This window comes from Zhongshania aquatica, from assembly GCF_027257955.1.
GTDB lineage: Bacteria > Pseudomonadota > Gammaproteobacteria > Pseudomonadales > Spongiibacteraceae > Spongiibacter > Spongiibacter aquatica.
The window spans coordinates 1-19,404 of record NZ_JANZNQ010000019.1 but is presented as its reverse complement, the minus strand read 5'-3'; the positions used below and the strand labels follow the sequence as shown (position 1 = coordinate 19,404).

Annotated in this window: 12 protein-coding genes and 1 tRNA gene; 10 read left to right on the top strand and 3 right to left on the bottom strand. The window is 49.2% G+C overall.

The annotated features are described in order from the left end of the window. The first annotated feature begins 59 nt into the window (after nucleotides 1–59). The 9 genes from O9X78_RS16135 (at nucleotide 60) to O9X78_RS16095 (ending at nucleotide 15,519) form a co-directional block, all read left to right on the top strand. A complete protein-coding gene (locus tag O9X78_RS16135) occupies nucleotides 60–950 on the top strand; it encodes a hypothetical protein (protein ID WP_269620761.1) in 891 nt (296 codons plus the stop codon). A gap of 4 nt (nucleotides 951–954) precedes the next feature. After that, the gene (locus O9X78_RS16130; protein WP_269620760.1) at nucleotides 955–2,688 is read left to right on the top strand and encodes a cytochrome c3 family protein; all 1,734 of its coding nucleotides are present in this window, start codon (nucleotides 955–957) and stop codon (nucleotides 2,686–2,688) included. Further along, the gene (locus O9X78_RS16125) at nucleotides 2,685–4,679 is read left to right on the top strand and encodes a heme-binding protein (protein WP_269620759.1); all 1,995 of its coding nucleotides are present in this window, start codon (nucleotides 2,685–2,687) and stop codon (nucleotides 4,677–4,679) included. The genes O9X78_RS16130 and O9X78_RS16125 overlap by 4 nt, the downstream gene beginning before the upstream one ends. Next, on the top strand, nucleotides 4,651–6,468 hold the full coding sequence (locus O9X78_RS16120; protein ID WP_269620758.1) for a hypothetical protein: 1,818 nt from the start codon (nucleotides 4,651–4,653) through the stop codon (nucleotides 6,466–6,468). The genes O9X78_RS16125 and O9X78_RS16120 overlap by 29 nt, the downstream gene beginning before the upstream one ends. Beyond that, nucleotides 6,449–10,207 (top strand): LVIVD repeat-containing protein, encoded by a 3,759-nt coding sequence (locus O9X78_RS16115; RefSeq protein ID WP_269620757.1) that lies wholly within the window; start codon nucleotides 6,449–6,451, stop codon nucleotides 10,205–10,207. The genes O9X78_RS16120 and O9X78_RS16115 overlap by 20 nt, the downstream gene beginning before the upstream one ends. After that, complete coding sequence (locus O9X78_RS16110; protein WP_269620756.1) at nucleotides 10,200–11,573, top strand: multiheme c-type cytochrome; 1,374 nt, start codon at nucleotides 10,200–10,202, stop codon at nucleotides 11,571–11,573. The genes O9X78_RS16115 and O9X78_RS16110 overlap by 8 nt, the downstream gene beginning before the upstream one ends. Nucleotides 11,574–11,577: 4 nt before the next feature. Then, on the top strand, nucleotides 11,578–12,360 hold the full coding sequence (locus O9X78_RS16105; protein WP_269620755.1) for a PP2C family protein-serine/threonine phosphatase: 783 nt from the start codon (nucleotides 11,578–11,580) through the stop codon (nucleotides 12,358–12,360). Nucleotides 12,361–12,408: 48 nt separating this feature from the next. Then, nucleotides 12,409–13,347: an FHA domain-containing protein gene (locus O9X78_RS16100; RefSeq protein WP_269620754.1), complete on the top strand. Its 939-nt coding sequence runs from the start codon at nucleotides 12,409–12,411 to the stop codon at nucleotides 13,345–13,347. A gap of 123 nt (nucleotides 13,348–13,470) precedes the next feature. Further along, complete coding sequence (locus O9X78_RS16095; protein WP_269620753.1) at nucleotides 13,471–15,519, top strand: NADPH-dependent 2,4-dienoyl-CoA reductase; 2,049 nt, start codon at nucleotides 13,471–13,473, stop codon at nucleotides 15,517–15,519. 468 nt (nucleotides 15,520–15,987) lie between these two features. Here O9X78_RS16095 and O9X78_RS16090 read toward each other — a convergent pair. The 3 genes from O9X78_RS16090 to O9X78_RS16080 form a co-directional block, all read right to left on the bottom strand. Continuing rightward, nucleotides 15,988–16,064, bottom strand: a tRNA-Arg gene (locus tag O9X78_RS16090). Nucleotides 16,065–16,496: 432 nt separating this feature from the next. Then, nucleotides 16,497–17,945, bottom strand: a complete 1,449-nt coding sequence (locus O9X78_RS16085) for a nucleotidyl transferase AbiEii/AbiGii toxin family protein (RefSeq protein WP_269620752.1) — start codon at nucleotides 17,943–17,945, stop codon at nucleotides 16,497–16,499. Further along, complete coding sequence (locus O9X78_RS16080; RefSeq protein WP_269620751.1) at nucleotides 17,942–18,736, bottom strand: type IV toxin-antitoxin system AbiEi family antitoxin domain-containing protein; 795 nt, start codon at nucleotides 18,734–18,736, stop codon at nucleotides 17,942–17,944. Before O9X78_RS16080 ends, O9X78_RS16085 begins: the two co-directional genes overlap by 4 nt. A 270-nt stretch (nucleotides 18,737–19,006) precedes the next feature. Between O9X78_RS16080 and O9X78_RS16075 the strand changes: the two genes are divergently transcribed. After that, nucleotides 19,007–19,315, top strand: coding sequence for a site-specific integrase (locus O9X78_RS16075; RefSeq protein WP_269620750.1), 309 nt, complete (start codon nucleotides 19,007–19,009; stop codon nucleotides 19,313–19,315). Nucleotides 19,316–19,404 lie beyond the last annotated feature (89 nt).

Sequence of the window (19,404 nt, the reverse complement as noted above, 5' to 3'; positions counted from 1 at the left end):
CGAATTCCGCGCCGAGCAAAACGCATTTTAATGTTAGTGCTTTATGAGAAAGAATTTAAATGTACGTAAACATTCTTAACTACGCCAGACGACGCTATTTTTGGTGGTCAGTGATTTTACTGATCGCCTGTAGCGGCTTGTATCTGAGTCAGGCAGAATCGCTGCCGCCAAACGGTGGCAGTTGGCAGGGCTATGTCTTGGGCAGTATCGGACTGTTTCTCATTATTTGGCTTTCTTGCCTAGGTATTCGCAAACGCAGCTACGCAAGTAAAAGTGCAAACTTACAGGCTTGGGTATCCGCACATATCTATTTGGGGATTAGCCTCATTGGCGTGGCCACCTTACATTGTGCATTCCAATTCGGTTTAAACGTGCACACACTCGCTTATATGCTTATGTGTGCCGTCATCGTTAGCGGTTTAATCGGACTGTATGCCTACCTCCGCTATCCCCGCTTATTAGTAGAAAACCGCGCCAACCAGTCCTTTGAACAGCGCCTTGACTCCCTAGCAAAAATAGATAAAGAAGGTTTGGCACTGGCGGCCAATTGTGACACGGAAATACAGCACATGATTTCCAGTGCCATTGATCGCACAGCCATTGGCGGCAATTTATTAACGCAGTTCTTTGGTCGCGACAGATCGAGTGTCGCCATGCCGACAAAGGGCACCACAAGCAAGCATTCACAAATGCTTAGCAATGAGGGACAACAAACCGTCATTGATTTTTTGGTGGCTAAAATCCCCAACACACAAAAGCCCGGCGAAGCTGAACGACTACAAAAACTACTTTATATTCTTGGTCGTCGGCAAGAGCTTCTGCGCCGATTGCGTCGCGAACTAAGTCTGCAACTCAGAACCAAACTTTGGTTAAGCGTACATATCCCTCTAAGTATGGCCTTATTAGTTTCTTTATTTGTTCATATTTTCACCGTCTTTTTTTACTGGTAAAGCCATGCTTATTCTCATACGAAAGACACGGCTTAAAAACGGCAAAGTCATTGATCAAAGTGACAGCGAACTCAGCACAAATCGTGTTCGCGTCGGTAGTGGCAACCACTGCGACATTCAACTATTTGGCGACGATATAGCCACCAATCACAGCGACATAACGGTGATCGATGAAGGTCATTTAAAAGTGACCTGTCGCGCCAATGCCAACCTCAGTATCGATGGTAAAAAGCTAAAACAAGCGACTGTTACACTGGGCAATTGGATAGACATTGGCTCACATAAAATTGCATTAATTCCGCCTCCGCCCGGCTTTGACGCATCCATACAAGTCAATATCGACGCAGACAGTCAACCGTCTGTACAAACTCGATACAAACATGAGTTACGACTAAAACTGCCCAGCAGTCGCCTATGGAGTTATGTTCTTAGCTTTGTCATTTTAGTCAATGCTTTAATTTTTCCGCTATTACATTACTTGCAACCCGATACTGCCAAAACGCTACAAAGCTTCGGTGCGCCCAGCGATCAAATCTGGTCAACAGGTCCATTATCTAGTCCCCATCATTTATCTGGATTAGTAGACAACTGTAATAGCTGCCACACCAAGGGATTTCAAAAAGTCGATACCGCGACCTGCCTTAGCTGCCACGCCGATACACACAGTCATTTCCCTGCGAATCACCCATTTACTAGCGGTACAGATAGCTGCCAAGCATGTCACAAAGAGCACAACGAACCCCAAATGCTGATTGTGCAAGACAACAAGCTCTGTATTGACTGTCACAAAACCCCCATCAGCAAGATCGATGTCAGTGGCAATACAATGGGCGAAATGGACGCAGCCACTCTTTTTAGCGCGGGCCAGCATCCCCACTTTATGCCGACATTGCTACAGGAAAAAGCGGGAGAATGGACAAAAAACAAAGCGCTATCTACCCAAGAAATAAGGGAAGAATCCAATCTTAAATTTCCCCACGAACTGCATTTGAACATCGAGAAAGTGGGTAAAAAAATACCAGATAGCCCTCAAAAAGAAGCGCTAATATGCGGTGACTGCCATACTGCCGCGCCCGATGGCGAACACTTTTTACCCATCACTATGGAAGCGAATTGCGCAAGTTGCCACAGCTTGGATTTTGACGATGCCAATCCGCAGCGCAATTTACCCCACGCGGCAGCAGAGATCGTTCGCACTTATTTACACGAATTTTATATTAGTCAGGCGGCCCAGCAGCGCTACTCGAAACCACAGGAATCGGCGCGCCGCGTACCTGGTCGCGACACAAGTGCACGCTGTAAAAACCAAGACCCACTGCAATGCGGCGGCGTATGGGCCAAAGAAGAAATAGAGCGCCTGTTTAGCAAAGGCGGCTGCGTTGATTGCCATGAGGCTTACCAAGAAGAAGACGCCAATGGTGACAAGCAATGGCAAGTGAAAGAGGTGAAACTCAATACCGACTGGTTCCCCACCGCCCGGTTCAGCCACGCTGCCCACCACATTATGTCGGCCGACAATATGGGCAAAGAAAGCTGCGCTAGCTGTCATGATGCGGCAACATCGAAACTGAGCAGTGACGTGTTAATGCCGAAAATGGGGGTATGCCTCGACTGCCATGAAGAGGGTAAAAAAGACACCGCGAAAGACAATATCAAACTGCAATGCATTGCTTGCCACGCATTTCATAATTTCGCACTTCCAACGATGACCGCGCCCGCAATGGGAGACGGTAAATGAGAATTCGTAATTGCCATATTGTCGTGCTGGCGACATTGCTCGCCTTGGCCGCCTGTAAGGGTGATCGCAACGATCAAGATGGCGCACGTGGTAGCAATGCCAACACCCAATGCGATGGCAGTTGCGCCAGTGCCAGTAGTTTTCTTAGCAGTAATGATGTTGAGCTGATCGTTCGCCAAGCAGTTGCGCAAGCGCGGGCACTAAATGTTCCCGCCACCGTCGCAGTAGCAGATCGCAGTGGCAATATACTCACTGTTTTTAGAATGACCGAAGTGCTGGCTAATGGTGACAGAAAGCTCACCTTAATATCGAATCAAGACACTGTCATCAGTGGTGGCCTAGAACGGCTAGAGCTCCCTATTTCTGCGACAGTAGGTGGCGATGCCCTCGCGGCGATGGCGAAAGCCATTACCGCTGCATACCTGTCCAGCGAGGGCAACGGCTTTAGTACCCGCGTTGCGGGCCAAATTGTACAGGAACATTTTAACCCCGGTGAATTTAACCAGCCTAGCGGACCACTATTCGGAGTGCAATTCAGCCAACTGCCCTGTTCGGACTTTGTATTAGACGCCAGCGATCCAAGTATATTGGTAGGCCCCAAACGCTCACCATTGGGCCTTTCAGCTGACCCCGGTGGTATTCCGCTCTATAAATTCGGCACCCCCGTCGGTGGCATCGGTGTTATCTCCGACGACTTTGTCTACGGCATCGACCGCAATATAAGTAATGTCGATTTCGACAGCGACGAAATCATTGCCCTCGCCGGTAGTTTCGGTTTTGCGGTACCAGCCAACCGGCAAGCAGATCGCATAACGGTTGATGGAAAAACCCTGCGCTTCGCCGACATAGATTTCAACGCCATCGATCCCAGCGTCCAAAGTGCTCCCGTATTAGTTGTAAATACCGACGGCAGTTTTGTCAGCGTGAAGGATTATTACGATGCCAATGATGGCTACCGTGCAGGCCAAGCGTTCGGACAACCAAGTTCTGGAATTCGTTCGGATAATAATCTTCGCTTCCCTAGTCGCGATGCCTTCGTATTCGTTGACAAAAACAATGTAGAGCGCTTTCCACCGACGGCGGGTTCGCAACTGAGCGCTACGGAAGTGCAAGAAATTATCAATCAAGCGCTATCGGTGGCGAATCGCGCGCGAGCGCAAATTAGACAGCCACTCGGTTCCTCTGCGCGCGTCACCATCAGTGTGGTCGATACCGACGGCAGTATTTTAGGTATTGCCAGAACCCGCGACGCACCTATTTTCGGCTCCGACGTGTCACTGCAAAAAGCGCGCACCGCAACATTTTTCTCATCAACCGATGCCGCCAATTTCCTTAACGCCTTACCTGACGCGCAATATTTAACACCCGCACTCGCCGCGGCAAATACCATTGTCTTGGGCGATTACGTACAGAACGTCATTAATCTCACTGGCGATGCCACCGCCCTCAGCAATGGCATTGCCTTTGCGGATCGCTCCGGCGGTAATTTGTCGCGTCCTCATTTTCCAGACGGTATTGATGCCAATGGTCCCGGCCCCTTTAGTAAACCCGCAGGGGAATGGAGCCCGTTCTCGACTGGCTTACAACTGGACTTGAGTTTTAACGGTATTGTTAGCCATCTTTTGTATTTGATGGGTGGCGCGCAGGACGTGAATAAAAACTGCGTTGGCTTGCCCTTCGCGGGCACCACCAGTTCGGCGGCGCCACGATTGGCAAACGGTATACAAATTTTCCCAGGCAGCGTGCCCATTTATCGCGGTAGTCAATTAATCGGCGGCATCGGCGTGTCAGGTGACGGCGTTGATCAAGACGATATGATCGCCTTTCTTGGCTTGCATCAAGCCGGAGAAATTCTCGGCACAGTAAACAATGCGCCTGCTGCAATCCGTGCCGATCAACTTGCGCCTCGCGGTCAACGCCTGCGCTATATCAGCTGCCCACAAAGTCCTTTTAACAATAGTGATGAACAAAATGTTTGCGCCGGGAAATAAAAAGCTACGCGCAAAGCGTGAATCAAACTTGCCGCTGATAGCATGCCTTGGCTCGCTGCTATGCCTGTCATCTAGCGCTATGGTATTCGCCCAAGAAGACACAAAAGACAATCTCAGTGCTATTGATTGCAAGGCGAATAATTCAGCACCCCGCGTACCCGGTATGGCGTCAAAATGTGCACGTAAAAACGAGCGCCAACCAAGCATCCCGGTTCCACGACTTGAAGACTTCAGCCCTGCCACGGCCATACCCGACCGCTGGCGCATTGTTGAGTCACTGGGTTACGAAAACAACTGGTACGCCCCCTATAATCGCAATACCTTAAAAGCCGACACCCCCATTCACGACGACTGGTTTTTCAATCTGAGTATTATTGCCGACACTGTTTTTGAATATCGCGACGTACCCACCCCCGTTGGCATTCAAACCACAGCAAACGCGGGAGATTTAGATTTATACGGCAGTACCAAGCAATCTCAATTTGTCGAAAATCTCGCGGTAGAGCTCGTGTACTACAAGGGCGATACTGTATTCCGCCCACCGGACTACGAATTCCGATTCACGCCAGTATTTAATTACAACGCCACTAAGCTAGACGAAAAGGTGGGCATTGACGTACTACCCTCGTCGGGTAAAACACGCTACCAAGATTTTGCCGGTTTACAGGCCGCCTTCGTCGATGTGCATTTGCGCAATGTGTCCGAAAACTACGACTTCGATAGTGTGCGCGTTGGTATTCAACCCTTTAATGCCGACTTCCGTGGTTTTCTATTTCAAGAAAACCAATTCGGCGTTCGCTTTTTTGGCACACGTGAAAACAATGTTATTCAATATAATCTTGCGTGGTTTCGACGCTTAGAGAAAGACACTAATACCGGCTTAAACAATATCGGTGAAACGCCCCGCGACGACGATATTTTTGTCGCCAACCTTTATTGGCAGGATTTACTCGCACTTGGTCACACAACGCAATTTACAGTCTTGTATAACCGCAACCGCGAGAAGGATTTTTTCTACGATAAAAACGGCGTTATTCAGCGCCCAGCCTCGATAGGCACAGAACGTCCGCGGCAATACGACGTCGTCTATTTCGGTATGAATAGCGACGGACACCTTGGGCGCCTGAATATTACCAGCGCGCTCTACTATGCGATCGGCAAGCAAGAAAACTCGCCGTTTAGCAATGATGATGCCGATATTTCCGCCTACTTCGCCGCTGCTGAATTATCCTTTGACCAAGACTGGATACGCTGGCGCGCGTCGTTTTTATACGGCAGTGGCGACGACGACCCCTACGACGATAAAGAAACCGGCTTCGACGCGGTTGTCGAAAATCCGCTATTCGCTGGGGCCGACACTAGCTATTGGATACGCCAAGCGGTGCCGCTGATCGGCGGTGGTAAAGTTGCGCTATCTAGCCGTAACGGCGTCTTAAATAGTTTGCGCGCGTCGAAAGAACACGGCCAATCAAATTTCACCAATCCCGGTACGGTATTGCTTGGCGTTGGTGCCGATTTTGACGTGCTTCCCGAACTGCGTATTAGTTTTAATGCGAATCAACTTTGGTTCGACAACACCAGCAGCGTAGAGGTCGCCCGCCAGCAGGCGAACGTCTCAAACGACATCGGCCAAGATTTATCTGTTGCCGCAATTTACCGACCCTTTATGTCGCAAAATATTGTGCTGCGACTGTCCTATGCAGTGCTATTACCCGGTGAAGCGTATCAACAATTATATTCAGACCACTCCCAACAATCGGTGCTTTTTAATGCCATTTTTACTTACTAAAACACCGATCATTACACTGCTGGCTTTATGCTGCGGGATATTTTGTCAGCCAGCTTTTGCCTCTGGCGGCGAACATGCCGTTGAGCACGTGTACCACACCGCGCCACCCGCACCTGCATTTCAAACTCTGGCAGATGTCGAACAAAAAAGTGTAGGTTGCGTGAGTTGTCATCGGCAAAGTGACAGCCACAATATGCATAACAATCCGGCCATTAATTTAGGTTGCGTAGACTGCCACGGCGGCGACGCCAGTGTTAGTTTTGCCAAGGATGCGCAGCTTGATCCGAACCTCATGCTGCCATTACTGGAAAAAGCACACGTGTTGCCGCGTTTTCCCGACAGCTGGCACTGGCCCAATTCCGCCAACCCAGAACGCACATATACTCTTTTGAATAAAGAGGCGCCCGAATATATTCGCTTTGTAAATCCCGGTGATTTCCGCGTCGCCAGCGAAGCCTGTGGCGCCTGCCACCAAAATATAATAGAAGCGTCGACCCGCAGCTTGCACGGCACCGGCGCCATGTTCTGGGCGGCGGCGGCTTACAATAACGGCATACTTCCCTACAAACGTTCCATTCTCGGTGAAGCCTATACCCGCGATGGCCAAGCCGCCTCTATAACCGCCGCCATCAAACCCACGCCAGAAATGGCCGAGATGGGGATTCTCGATCAAATCTTTCCATTACCCGCATGGGAGACTGTAAAACCCGGCGATGTATTTAGGGTGTTTGAACGCGGCGGTCGCAATATTGTGAATCTATTTCCAGAAACCGGTATCCCCAATGCTTTGGGACAAATACAGCGTTTAGAAGAACCCGGCAGACCCGATTTCAAACAATCCAATCGTGGCCCCGGAACCGGCGGACGGATTTCAGTACCGCTTATCAACATGACCAAAACCCGTCTTAACGATCCCCTGTTTTGGTTTATGGGTACTAATGATCAACCTGGCGACTATCGCAGCTCAGGCTGTACCGGCTGCCATGTGGTGTACGCCAACGACCGCGAACCAGTGCATTCTGGCCCCTACGCTGCCTTCGGCAACACCGGTAAAAGTCAGAGCGTCGATCCCACCATCAACAAGTCTGTCTCGGGTCATCCCATCGAGCACCGCTTTACCCGCGCGATTCCAACCAGCCAGTGCATGGTCTGCCATATGCACCAACCCAATATGTTCGTGAACTCCTTTTTGGGTTACACCATGTGGGACTACGAATCTGACGCGCCACATATGTGGCCGAAAGACCAACAGTATCCAGACGCCGCCACCAAGCGGAAAATACTCGATCGCAATCCCGAAGGCGCCGCGCCAAAGGGCAAATGGGCCGATGTCGATTTTCTTAAGGACGTCGCTAAACTCAACCCCGAACTCGAAGACACGCAATTTGCCGACTACCACGGTCACGGCTGGAATTTCCGCGCGGTATTCAAACGAGACCGCGATGGCAATTTATTAGACGGCGATAACAATATCGTCAGCGATGAAGACCCAGATAAATTTGATAAAGCAGTGCACATGCGCTCCATCCATGCCGAAGTTGGTATGCACTGTGTGGATTGTCATTTCAACCAAGACAACCACGGCAACGGGCATATGTACGGCGAAGTTGCCGCAGCCGTCGAAATCAGCTGCGTGGATTGTCATGGCACAGCGAGTAAATATCCAAACCTGCAACCCTCTGGCCCCGCTAGTAATGCCAGCACTACCGATTTAAGTTTGCTGCGCAATCCCGATGGCCGCCGTCGCTTTGAATGGGTAGATGGCAAACTCATGCAACGGTCTATGCTCAATCCCGAGCTTGAGTGGACACTGTCTTTGGTGAAGGATTCAGTAAACCCAAATCACCCCGCATACAATGCTAAAGCTGCGCGCGCTAAATTAATGTCGAAGGACCCGAGCACCCAACATTGGGGCAGCGATGTAAACCCTGACACTGCCGCACATAACTTTGAAGAGATGGAGTGTTACGCCTGCCATACTTCGTGGACGACGAGCTGTGGCGGCTGCCATTTACCGATACAGGCGAATGAAAAATCTGAGCGCCACCATTTTGAAGGCGGCGAGTCGCGTAACTTCGCCACCTATAATCCGCAGGTCGCGCGTGATCAAATCTTCATGATAGGTAAACGCGCGCCCTACAAAGGTGGAAAATACGCACCGGTGCGATCATCCTCGGCCTTGGTATTGTCGTCTACCAACGCCAACCGCGAACGCATTTATGTACAGCAAGCACCGATCTCCGCCAGTGGTTTTAGCTCGCAAGCCTTCAATCCGCATTTCCCGCATACGGTGCGTAAAACCGAAACTAAAACCTGCAGCGACTGCCATTTGTCGGCAGAAAAAGACAATAATGCCATCATCGCCCAAACCTTAACCTTGGGTACAAAATTCATCGACTTTATTGGCCGCAATGTATGGCTCGGTGAAGAGAAGAATATTGAAGCCATCGCGGTCACCGAGTGGGATGAACCCCAGGCGGTCATCGGCAGCTATTTACATCGCTTTGCTTACCCAGACTTTTTTGCTGCCCACCAGGCACAAAAACAACAATTACAAACATCACACGAACATAGCGCTGAACGCAGTCAGTGTCTGCAGCTACGTGGAGAGTATTTATTTATTGCAGATGGCAAAGCAGGTTTTAGAGTATTAGATGTTGCCTCGGTAGAAAACAAAGGTATATCACAACGCTTGATCACGGCGCCCTTTAGCCAGTTAGGACACGACGCGAAAGTTGCCACAAAAAATGCTAGTTGCGTCGCGCTACCCAGCATTCAACCAATTGCCCCAGAACGTAATCAAGGCGACTTAATGCGGGTCGACAACAAAGAGCAAGCCTTCCACCCGCTCTACAACTACGCCTTTGTTACCGACACCGAAGAAGGCTTGATTATTGTCAACGTCAATACCTTTGCCGACGGCAAACCGCGCAATAACTTTATTGAAGCCGCGCTGCGCTGGAATGCCGACGGTGTGCTAAAGGGAGCACGTCATATCACCATTGGCGGTCACTATCTTTACATTATCGCCGATGCTGGCTTGGTTATTATCGATATCGACAAGCCACTAGAACCCAAATTACTAAACACCATCGCACTGAATGACGGACGCGCCTCGGCCCTGCAATTCCGCTACTTGTTTGTGACCGATGCCGACGGGGTCAATATCGTAGATGTGACGTTACCTGAAAAAGCACACTTACTACCAGCAGCGACATTGCCACTAGCCGATGCCCACAAAATCAGTCTAGCAAGGGGTTACGCTTACGTGGCCGCAGGGCGGCAAGGTCTTGCCATCATTAATATAGAACGCCCAGAAAGCATGCAATTACTGCAAAGTTACAACGCCGATGGACACTTGCAAGATAGCCGCGACGTCGTGATCGGCACCACCAACGCCTCACTATTTGCCTATGTTGCCGACGCGAAGACGGGTCTAAATGTTATTCAATTAAGCTCGCCAGATTTACAGCCCAAGTTCTACGGTTTCAATCCAAAGCCAAATCCACTGTGGATTGCAGGCAAGCAAACCGCCAGTCCCGCCCTAAGTTTATCCCGCGGATTAGAGCGTGATCGTGCTGTGGATGAAAGCGGCGGGCAAATTGCGGTGTTTGGACGACGCGGCGCGAGGCCACTTAATTTGACCGAAATGCACAAACTCTATTTAGACAAAGACGGAAAACCGTGGTTTGTCGAAGATACGCCGAGCAAAGCACAAACGGGAGTTAAGCATGATTAGAACAAAGCACCGGCTTATACAGATCTCCCGACTCGTACGCGTTGCATTACTCGCGACGGTAAGCCTCAGCGCGGGATCGCTACTCGCAGCAGAAAGCAGTATTAACATCGACACAGATATAAATACACAAGCCATGCACTTAGGTGTAGCAAGCTGTGCGAACAGCGTTTGTCATGGCCGCGCCGCGCCGGTTGAGCGCGGTAATATAATGCAGAACGAATACCGCACTTGGGCGAAATACGATCATCACTCCCGCGCTTATTCTATTTTAAAAAATAGCGATTCAAAACGCATTGCCGACAATATGGGGATTGCTGACGCGAGTAAAGAACCCGCATGTTTAGCCTGTCATGCCGATACCACACCCGCAAAGTTACAGGGCGAAAAATTTCAAATTTCAGACGGTATTGGCTGCGAGGTCTGTCATGGCGGCGCGGAAAATTGGATAGACTCGCACTACGGCGCGAATACTAGCGCTGATAGTGATGCCGCAGCTCGACATCAAATAAATCTGAAGAACGGTTTAGCGCCTACAGAAGATCCGGCCTTTACCGCCAAGTTATGTCAGTCCTGTCACCTAGGAAATACTAATCAGCTCGCCGATCATGAAATGATGGCGGCGGGCCATCCCCGCCTGCGCTTTGAGTTAGACACTTGGCTGAACTTAATGCCCCCTCATCATCGCGACGATGCAGACTACCAGCAACGTGGCAAAAGTATCCCCGCGCTCGACCGCTGGCTAGCGGGCAGAATGCAGGCAGCGCAAGACTCACTGGCCCTGTTAGAAAAACACAGTATGCCGCAAGGCTTGTTCCCAGAGTTAGCCGTGTTCGATTGTCACTCTTGTCACCGCCCTATGGATACCCACGTACAACGGTCATTAGACGACAAGAAATTACTGCCAGCGGGCTCTATCCGTATCAATGACAACGCGCTGCGGACACTCGCCACCGTTGTGGCAGTTAGAGAAAAATCCTTGGGCAAAGATCTAAGCACTGCCATTCGCCAATTAAATCAGTCAACGGTAATCAGTAACAAAGAGTTACAGGCAAGCAGCAGGCAACTTATGTCCTTACTGAAACGCGCTGAGCAAACCATGGCTCAATCACCCCTCAGTAAGAGTGAGCAACAGGCAATAACCACCGCCTTACTCAAACAAGGCGCCAGTGGCGACGTTCGTGATTATGCGGATGCCGAACAACTATTTTTGGGCTTACAAGTGCTCGCCGCGAATCAAAATGATTCAAGCAACACTGCCCAGTACTATGACGCAATATTTACCGTACTTAACGATGAAAAGAGCTATAACCCAAATCGATTCAAAGCAGCCGCTCAAAAAACACTAAAAGCTGCCATGGAGAAATAATGCAATGATTAGCATTCTAGGCAAAAGTAATATCGCCAAACGCGCGACAAACGAGGATAGATTTGTCGCCGACAGCACTTGGGGCATCGCCCTAGTTGCCGATGGCATGGGTGGCCCAGCTGCCGGTGAAATTGCGGCCAGCATCGTCGCCAGTCAGGTCACTGATCTACTCGATCAGGGAAAGTCGCTAGCTGTCGCCATCTACACTGCGCATCAAGACGTTTTGCGTGCCGCAGAAGACGGTCGCGGTAAAGCTGGAATGGGATCAACCGTTGTGGTCGCTCACTTTAGTGGCCATCATTTTGAACTAGCCTGGATTGGCGACAGTCGCGCCTATTTATGGGACGGCGAGCTACGTCAAATTACCCGCGACCATTCACAAATGGAAGCGATGATCGGCCGCGGCGAAATTACGTATACCGAAGCACTTAAGCATCCGCAAAAGAACATCATTAACCGCGCAATTGGTCATGGAGTTATTACCGCGAATGATATTCCACTTGTACAAGGTGCGCTCTTTCATGGGCAAAAACTTCTGCTCTGTAGCGATGGACTACACGACGCCATGGATGTCTGTGATATCGCGAGAATACTGGATAGCAAAATTTCTAGCGAGCAACAACTCGAACAATTAATAGCAACCGCCATAGCAAATAATGGCGCAGACAATATCACCGCAGTGCTGGTAGACAGCAATGCGATACCCAAAGAGAACGAAATCATACCGATACTGCCGATCGTGTCGATTGCCCGAATAGATGGCTACACAGAACATTTTCCAGCGTAACAAAGCACAGACTCACACCAAATTATCAGTATTTGAAGGAAACAGAAAATGGCACACTTTAAACTTTACGATACCGTCAACGCCATTGACTATGAAATAAGCAAAGCGGAAACATCAATTGGCCGCAGCCCAGAAAGCGATATTCGCCTGCTGAGTTCAAGCGTGTCTAGAAACCACGGTGTATTAAAAATTAAGGACGATGTATTAAGTTTTGAGGATTTTGGTTCTAGTAACGGTAGCTATATCAATGCCGTCAAAGTTAGCGGTGAAAGTACCCTTAAAAACGGCGACGCGCTACAAATTGGCGATTTCGAATTAAGGGTATCGCTGGAGTCGGATCAAGACACGACTACCTTTAACAACACCGACGACGCAACCCAAATCGGCGGCTACACTCCGCCACCCGTGGCTCCCGTGAATGCTGCGCCAACACCAGCAGCCACTCCGGCAGCAATTGACACTAGCAGCGCCGACATTCCTGCCATGTGGTCTGAAAATGCGGGACTTGAGCAGGCAACAGGTACGATATTCTTCTCAGAAGAAGCGGGCTCTGAAGCCAGTAAGAATTATCGCGAGGGTAATTTAGACATAGCAGCCATTGGCGATACGGCGAGGCTGGTCGGCCTAAACCTCAGTATCGAGGGCGTAATCTATCCACTAGACACGTCTACTAAAACCGTCTGGAAAATCGGCCGTGAACAACAAAACGTAGATATATGCGTAGTTGAAACTAGTGTTTCAGGGCTACATGCACAGCTAATCAATGAAGGGCCACGCTGGAAAGTGGTGAACTGGATGTCCACCAACGGCACCTTTGTTAACGAGCTAAAAGGCCTGTCTACTTACCTTAAAAATGGCGACATTATTCGTATGGGTATCGCGGAGTTTGCTTTCGAGCTACCCTCAACCCAAAAAGAATCTGTCTCTACTGCAAAGGCCGCAGCACCCAAGAAAAATGGCTTTTTTGCGCGATTGTTTGGCAAGTGAGCGCGCGCCTACCCCTAACTTAATTGAGGATAAAAAGCGCCGATGGCATGAGATATCCTCAAATATTGACACTGTCAACTTCAGGGGATATCTTGACCTCGCCTAGATATAGCGAGTCATGCCATGAGCACAGAAAACCAATATTATCCCCATCTTCTTGCCCCCCTCGATTTAGGCTTTACCAGCCTTAAAAATCGCGTAGTCATGGGTTCCATGCATACCGGCCTAGAAGATCGCTTTTGGCAGTTCCCTAAACTCGCCGCGTATTTTGCCGAGCGCGTCAAGGGTGGTGTTGGCCTAATGATCACCGGTGGTTACAGCCCCAACAGAAGCGGCTGGCTTTACCCCGGGGCTAGTACCTTTAATTCCCGCTTAGATGTACATAATCACCGCAAAGTCACCAAGGCGGTACACGAAGCGGGCGGGAAAATTTGCCTACAAATTCTTCACGCTGGTCGCTATGCCTATCATCCACTGTCCAAAACCGCGTCAACCAGCAAAGCGCCCATCAACCCCTTTAAGGCCCGTGCCTTAAGCACCCGTGGCGTCGCGAGCACAGTAAAAGACTTTGCGCGTACAGCGCAATTGGCCCAAAAGGCGGGATACGACGGTGTAGAAATCATGGGTAGCGAAGGCTATTTAATTAATCAATTTTTGGCGCCCGCTACCAATAAACGCAAGGACCGCTATGGAGGCAGCCCGGAAAACCGGCGCCGTTTTGCCGTCGAAATCGTCAGCGCCGCGCGTAAAAAAGTCGGCCCGAATTTTATTATTATTTTCCGTTTATCGATGCTCGACTTGGTTCCAGACGGTTGCACTCGAGAAGAGATAGTAGACCTTGCCCGCGAGATTGAAGCGGCTGGCGCCACCTTAATTAACAGCGGCATCGGCTGGCATGAAGCGCGCGTACCCACTATTGTCACTTCGGTCCCACGTGCCGCATTTATCGAAGCCACTGCCGCCGTAAAACAAGCGGTCAACATTCCTGTTATCGCCTCCAACCGCATTAATATGCCGGATATCGCCGAGCACATTTTGGCCAGTGGCCAAGCTGATATGGTTTCGATGGCCAGACCCATGTTGGCCGACGCTGAATGGGTAAACAAAGCCGCTAGCAATCGTAGCGACGAAATCAACACCTGCATCGCATGCAACCAAGCGTGCTTAGACCATACCTTTCAATTAAAACGCGCCAGCTGCTTGGTTAACCCCCGCGCCTGTCACGAGACTGAGTTGGTCTTTAAACCCGCGAAGAAGGCTAAGAAAATTGCCGTGATCGGCGCTGGCCCTGCCGGACTTTCGTTCGCCACGGCGGCAGCAGACTGCGGCCATGAAGTACATTTATTTGATCAAGCGGACAAAATAGGTGGCCAGTTTAATTTAGCTAAAACCATTCCTGGCAAAGAAGAATTCGGCGAAACACTGCGCTACTTCGGCAAACAAATTGAACGCTCAGGGATAAAACTCACACTGAATCATCGCGTAGAGAAAGCCGAACTCATCAGTGGCGCTTACGACGAAGTCGTCGTTGCCACCGGTGTTAGTCCACGCGCACTGAGTATTCCCGGTATAGACCACCCTAAGGTGGTTTCCTATATCGACGTATTAAAAGGCAATGTCACCATCGGCAAGCGCGTCGCCCTCATCGGCGCAGGAGGTATCGGTTTTGACGTCTCTGAATACCTCGCCCACGACCACAACATCGAACTCCCTCAAAGCATCGCTAGCTGGTCTGCAGAATGGGGCATAGACCAACAAACTACTGAGCGCGGTGGACTTGTAGCGGGCAAACCCCAGCCCTCGCAGCGGGAAATATTCTTACTTCAGCGCAAAACCACCGCACTAGGTAAAGACTTAGGCAAAACTTCGGGCTGGGTACACCGCGCTACACTTAAAAACAAAGGCGTCAATATGCTAGCTGGCTGCAGCTACGACCGTATAGACGACCAAGGTCTGCATATCAGCCAAGATGGCGAACAACGTCTTTTAGAGGTAGACCACATTGTTATCTGCGCTGGGCAAGAGCCGCTTCGAGAACTTTACAATTCAGAGTCCGAGCCAAACGCTAAACCAACGCAGCGCTACCATCTCATCGGTGGCGCAAATATCGCCTCAGAGCTAGATGCCAAACGCGCAATACGCGAGGGCGCTGAGTTAGCAGCGAGTCTTTAAGATGGTATACACGAGCGATACGTAAGAACGAATCAAAAGGCTAAGCTTGTCATCGTCATTAAGGTTGGCGCGAACGTAGGGTAAGAATAAATCAATGCAGCCTAGAGGCTGCATTGCCCCCTACGGGGCTACGTCGTTTCGCGCCTTATTTAAATTGCACCGCGGGTGCAATTTATCGAACCTAGAGACGCTCTCACCGATCAAGCAGACCAAAACCAAAAAAGCCGACACAAGGTCGGCTCTAACCAATCCCTGCGTAACCATAGGGCTGGTATTCAAATTCCGCACTAGTGCCGACTAAGGATGAATCAAAACAGGCTTTGGCCTGTTTTGCCCCCGTTGGGGCTGCGTCGCTTCGCTCCTTGTTGAAATTGCACCGCGGGTGCAATTTATAGAACCTGGAGACGGTCTCACCGATCAAGCAACCCAAAACCAAAAAAGCCGACACAAGGTCGGCTTTTTTGGTTTTGGTGCGCCCGAGAGGATTCGAACCTCTGACCTCTGCCTCCGGAGGGCGGCGCTCTATCCAGCTGAGCTACGGGCGCGAAATGGGTACTTCACAGAGCGCGACACTATAACAGAGGGGGTATCACGCCTCAATCCACCTCGGTCAATTACTCGCTAATATCGGCCAAAATCCCATTTGTGACCAAAACGTGACCATTTTGTGACCAAGTGAAATTTCAACTGTACTAAAAATCCAATTTTTTGACTGCTGCCCTCAGCAACCAAAATGAAGACCGAATAACAAATCTATGGCTCTTTCTGCCGGTTATATTGTAGTCGGTACGTACTCAACCAGCTACAAAACTGAACTCTCAGTCCTTTTATGAATCACTTCACTCAAAACTAATCTACGTTGCGCACACTCTAGTGAGGGTCCCGAAATGGCAGCCATTGGGTAATAAGCGGACGTTGGTTGAAAATTACCTTTCTTCCACTTTCGGCCATAAGCGGACATTTGAAACGTTTAATAGCTAATATCTTGTTTCCTCAAAATATCCTATTCTGCCAGAACATGGATAACCTTCTTTTGTTTTATGAGCATTTAGCCTGGAGTCCTGCTTTTTTCGATTGAATGTTTTCTGGCAAACAGGACAGCGGTAAACATAGGTTGGTCCGCTGTTAGAAAAACTCGATCTTCTGGTTGTTCTTGCTCTTGGACTAGCAGGAGAGCTTTTCGGAATATCCAGGCTTGGTAATGCCCCTCCAGAATGTTGCGTAGGAGGAATATTTAAGCTTGGCGATAATTCAATTTGGTAACGCGGTATAAATGTTTGGTTGACGACAGAAGCATCATTGATTTGATTAATCTTGTACGCCCTGATTTGCCCGTTATCCGCTCGTACCGCGTAAAGCAAAATATTGCCGTTTTGGGCTTGGCGCAGGGAGTATGGTTCTATGACGCGGGTTCTACGGTTTCCATTGTTATCTGTGTAATCCAGATTGACGCACAATCTATTACCTGCTGCGAAACGGATTATTTCCAAGGATCGGCCACTTAGAGCCTTTAAGTTAAGCTGGCCATAGGCTGGACGATAAATATTGCCTTCTCGTGATACTGCACCGAGTACCGCTCTTCTTTCGGTCTCTGGACTTTCTATCCATTCAAAAAATTCAGGCAATGCATCCCAATACAATTCAAATGCGGGAAGAGCAGGAAGCTGATGAGCCAGCATTGGCTCCCAGTTCTGTATTAGCGCTTCTCGGTAGTTATCCATATCGGCAAGCTTTGGTTTTTCGATTTCTTTATAAGCGCATTTTTGTGCCAGGACATCGTTGATTATGGCAGGAGCAGGCAATTGATCATTTCGATATAAGTTGATGACATCGTATAAATCTCTTGGTCTACCGCGTTCACCAAGCGCTCTTACTTTTTCGCCGAACACTTCTGGGTAGGAGTAACAATTCACATGAACGCCATCGCCGGGCACATCGCTATAAGAATGGATTACGGGTTGCCTTGAAGGAGGCATGACCAGTACTTCATCCGCTGTCAGATCAAGTTTGATCTTCGGCATTGATTTTTTCCCACTCGCAAAATAGCTACCGTAATAAATTCGGCCTTGGCAGGACTTTTTGCCCCTTGGGTTTTCGTATATGTCAAACTTAAACCTATCTTGTGGCAGTTCAATACCGCAGGCTTCGTACAGCCATTCCGCTATTTCCGAAAATTGCTCCGTTAGAAATTCTTCATCAAGATGGCTTTCATCTTTCAGTGTGAAATCCAAATCCTCAGAAAAGCGGTAGGTTTCGAAATAACATTTTTTAAGGCAGGTGCCGCCCTTGAACACCCAGTTATCAGAAAATGCCGCATTTTGGTGAATAGCGGCAAGCAACCAGCCAAGTACGTAATCTTTTTCAACAACAGTCGGGGTTAGGCCAGTTTCATCGGCAACGGAAAGTATTTCGTCTTTACTAATCAAAATTTATATCCTTTGGGTATCCATAGCCGCCACTTGGTCACAAGGCTTTTGTCGGTTGCCGTTTTATCAAGCTGCGTATATCCCGTTGTAAGGTTATTCGCGCATTCGTCAATGAAGGTTTGTTCAAAATCGAGCGCTTCAGCCAGGAATCCCAACTTTTTGAAGAGAGCGCCATTACCGATTTGCTTCGCGTAGGCCAATAGCTTGTCGAGATCGCTTTGCTTGCCATAGAGCTGCTTGAATTCCCTCAAGCAATCGACGGTATGCTGTAAGCCAGCACCGAGATAGGGATCGTCGATTATGTCGAGAATTGTTTTATAGGGATCAGCGACGCTGATTTTAATCTGGTCGCGCCAGATCGTTTTTGTCCCAAGAATCTGGTCTTCTGGGATGTGTTTAATGAAAAAGTTAACGCCTTGATGTTCAGTATTTCCAAAGGCAGTACGCTTACTGGTGAGCACGCAAACAGAGCGGAATAATTGCTCTGTTAGCTCCCAATGTTCAAGCGCACTCCAGCCACCCACATAGCCGGGACTGTATAGCTCGGGCACAAGTATCCATGGGTCTTCCAAAACTTGGGTTTTTCCAAGTGCAGTTGGCTGGACTGGTACATAGAGACCTCTGGCCACGCGCCGAAGAACGCCCTGGTTATGCCAGCCCGCTAGCAGCTTTGCTGCGTGTGACCTGTCTAAACCCAAGGCATCCATAGCGTCATCAACTCGGATGGTACCCGAGCTATGCCGTAGAACGGTGGCTAGCCTTTTCTGGCGTGTTGAAACTTGATTTCTCATATCACTATATCAATTTACGTTAAATTCTACTTTTGCGAGATTAACACGTACCCTGATATAGCGCTATAAAAAAATACACATACAGACCGATAAACGAGAATACCTCGTACTTTGGTATAGTTATGCGTCATATTCAAATTACTTATTTTAAGCCCCTGCAAACAAAAACATTGAGCCGTAACCTGGCCTCAAATTAGCCGTTATTAACACAATATCTATCGCAACCTCACTATCCTTTCAGGGACACAATCGTTTATGAAAGGATAAAAAATGAATACTAATCAATTAGTTAATAGTAAATCGCCTTGGAACAAGGGAAAACTCATCGGCCAGAAACCGCCCCTGAAACTCCATGAGATATGGTCAATACGCATTAGGCTTGAGATGGCCAATAGGATCAGAGATCTTGCCCTGTTTAACCTGGCCATTGATAGCAAGCTCAGAAGCTGTGATTTGGTAAAACTTATGGTCAGTGATATCGCTCACGGTAGTCATATTCTAAAACGCGCCATGGTCATGCAGCAGAAAACCCAAAGCCCCGTGCGTATTCCGCTGAACCTGATCAGTCGTACCGCTTGAACGTGATCACTTAATCCACCTCATACATCATGTGCCGTCTTTTTACTTTAAGTGATCATCTTCAGTCAATGTAGTCATCAGTTTTCGCA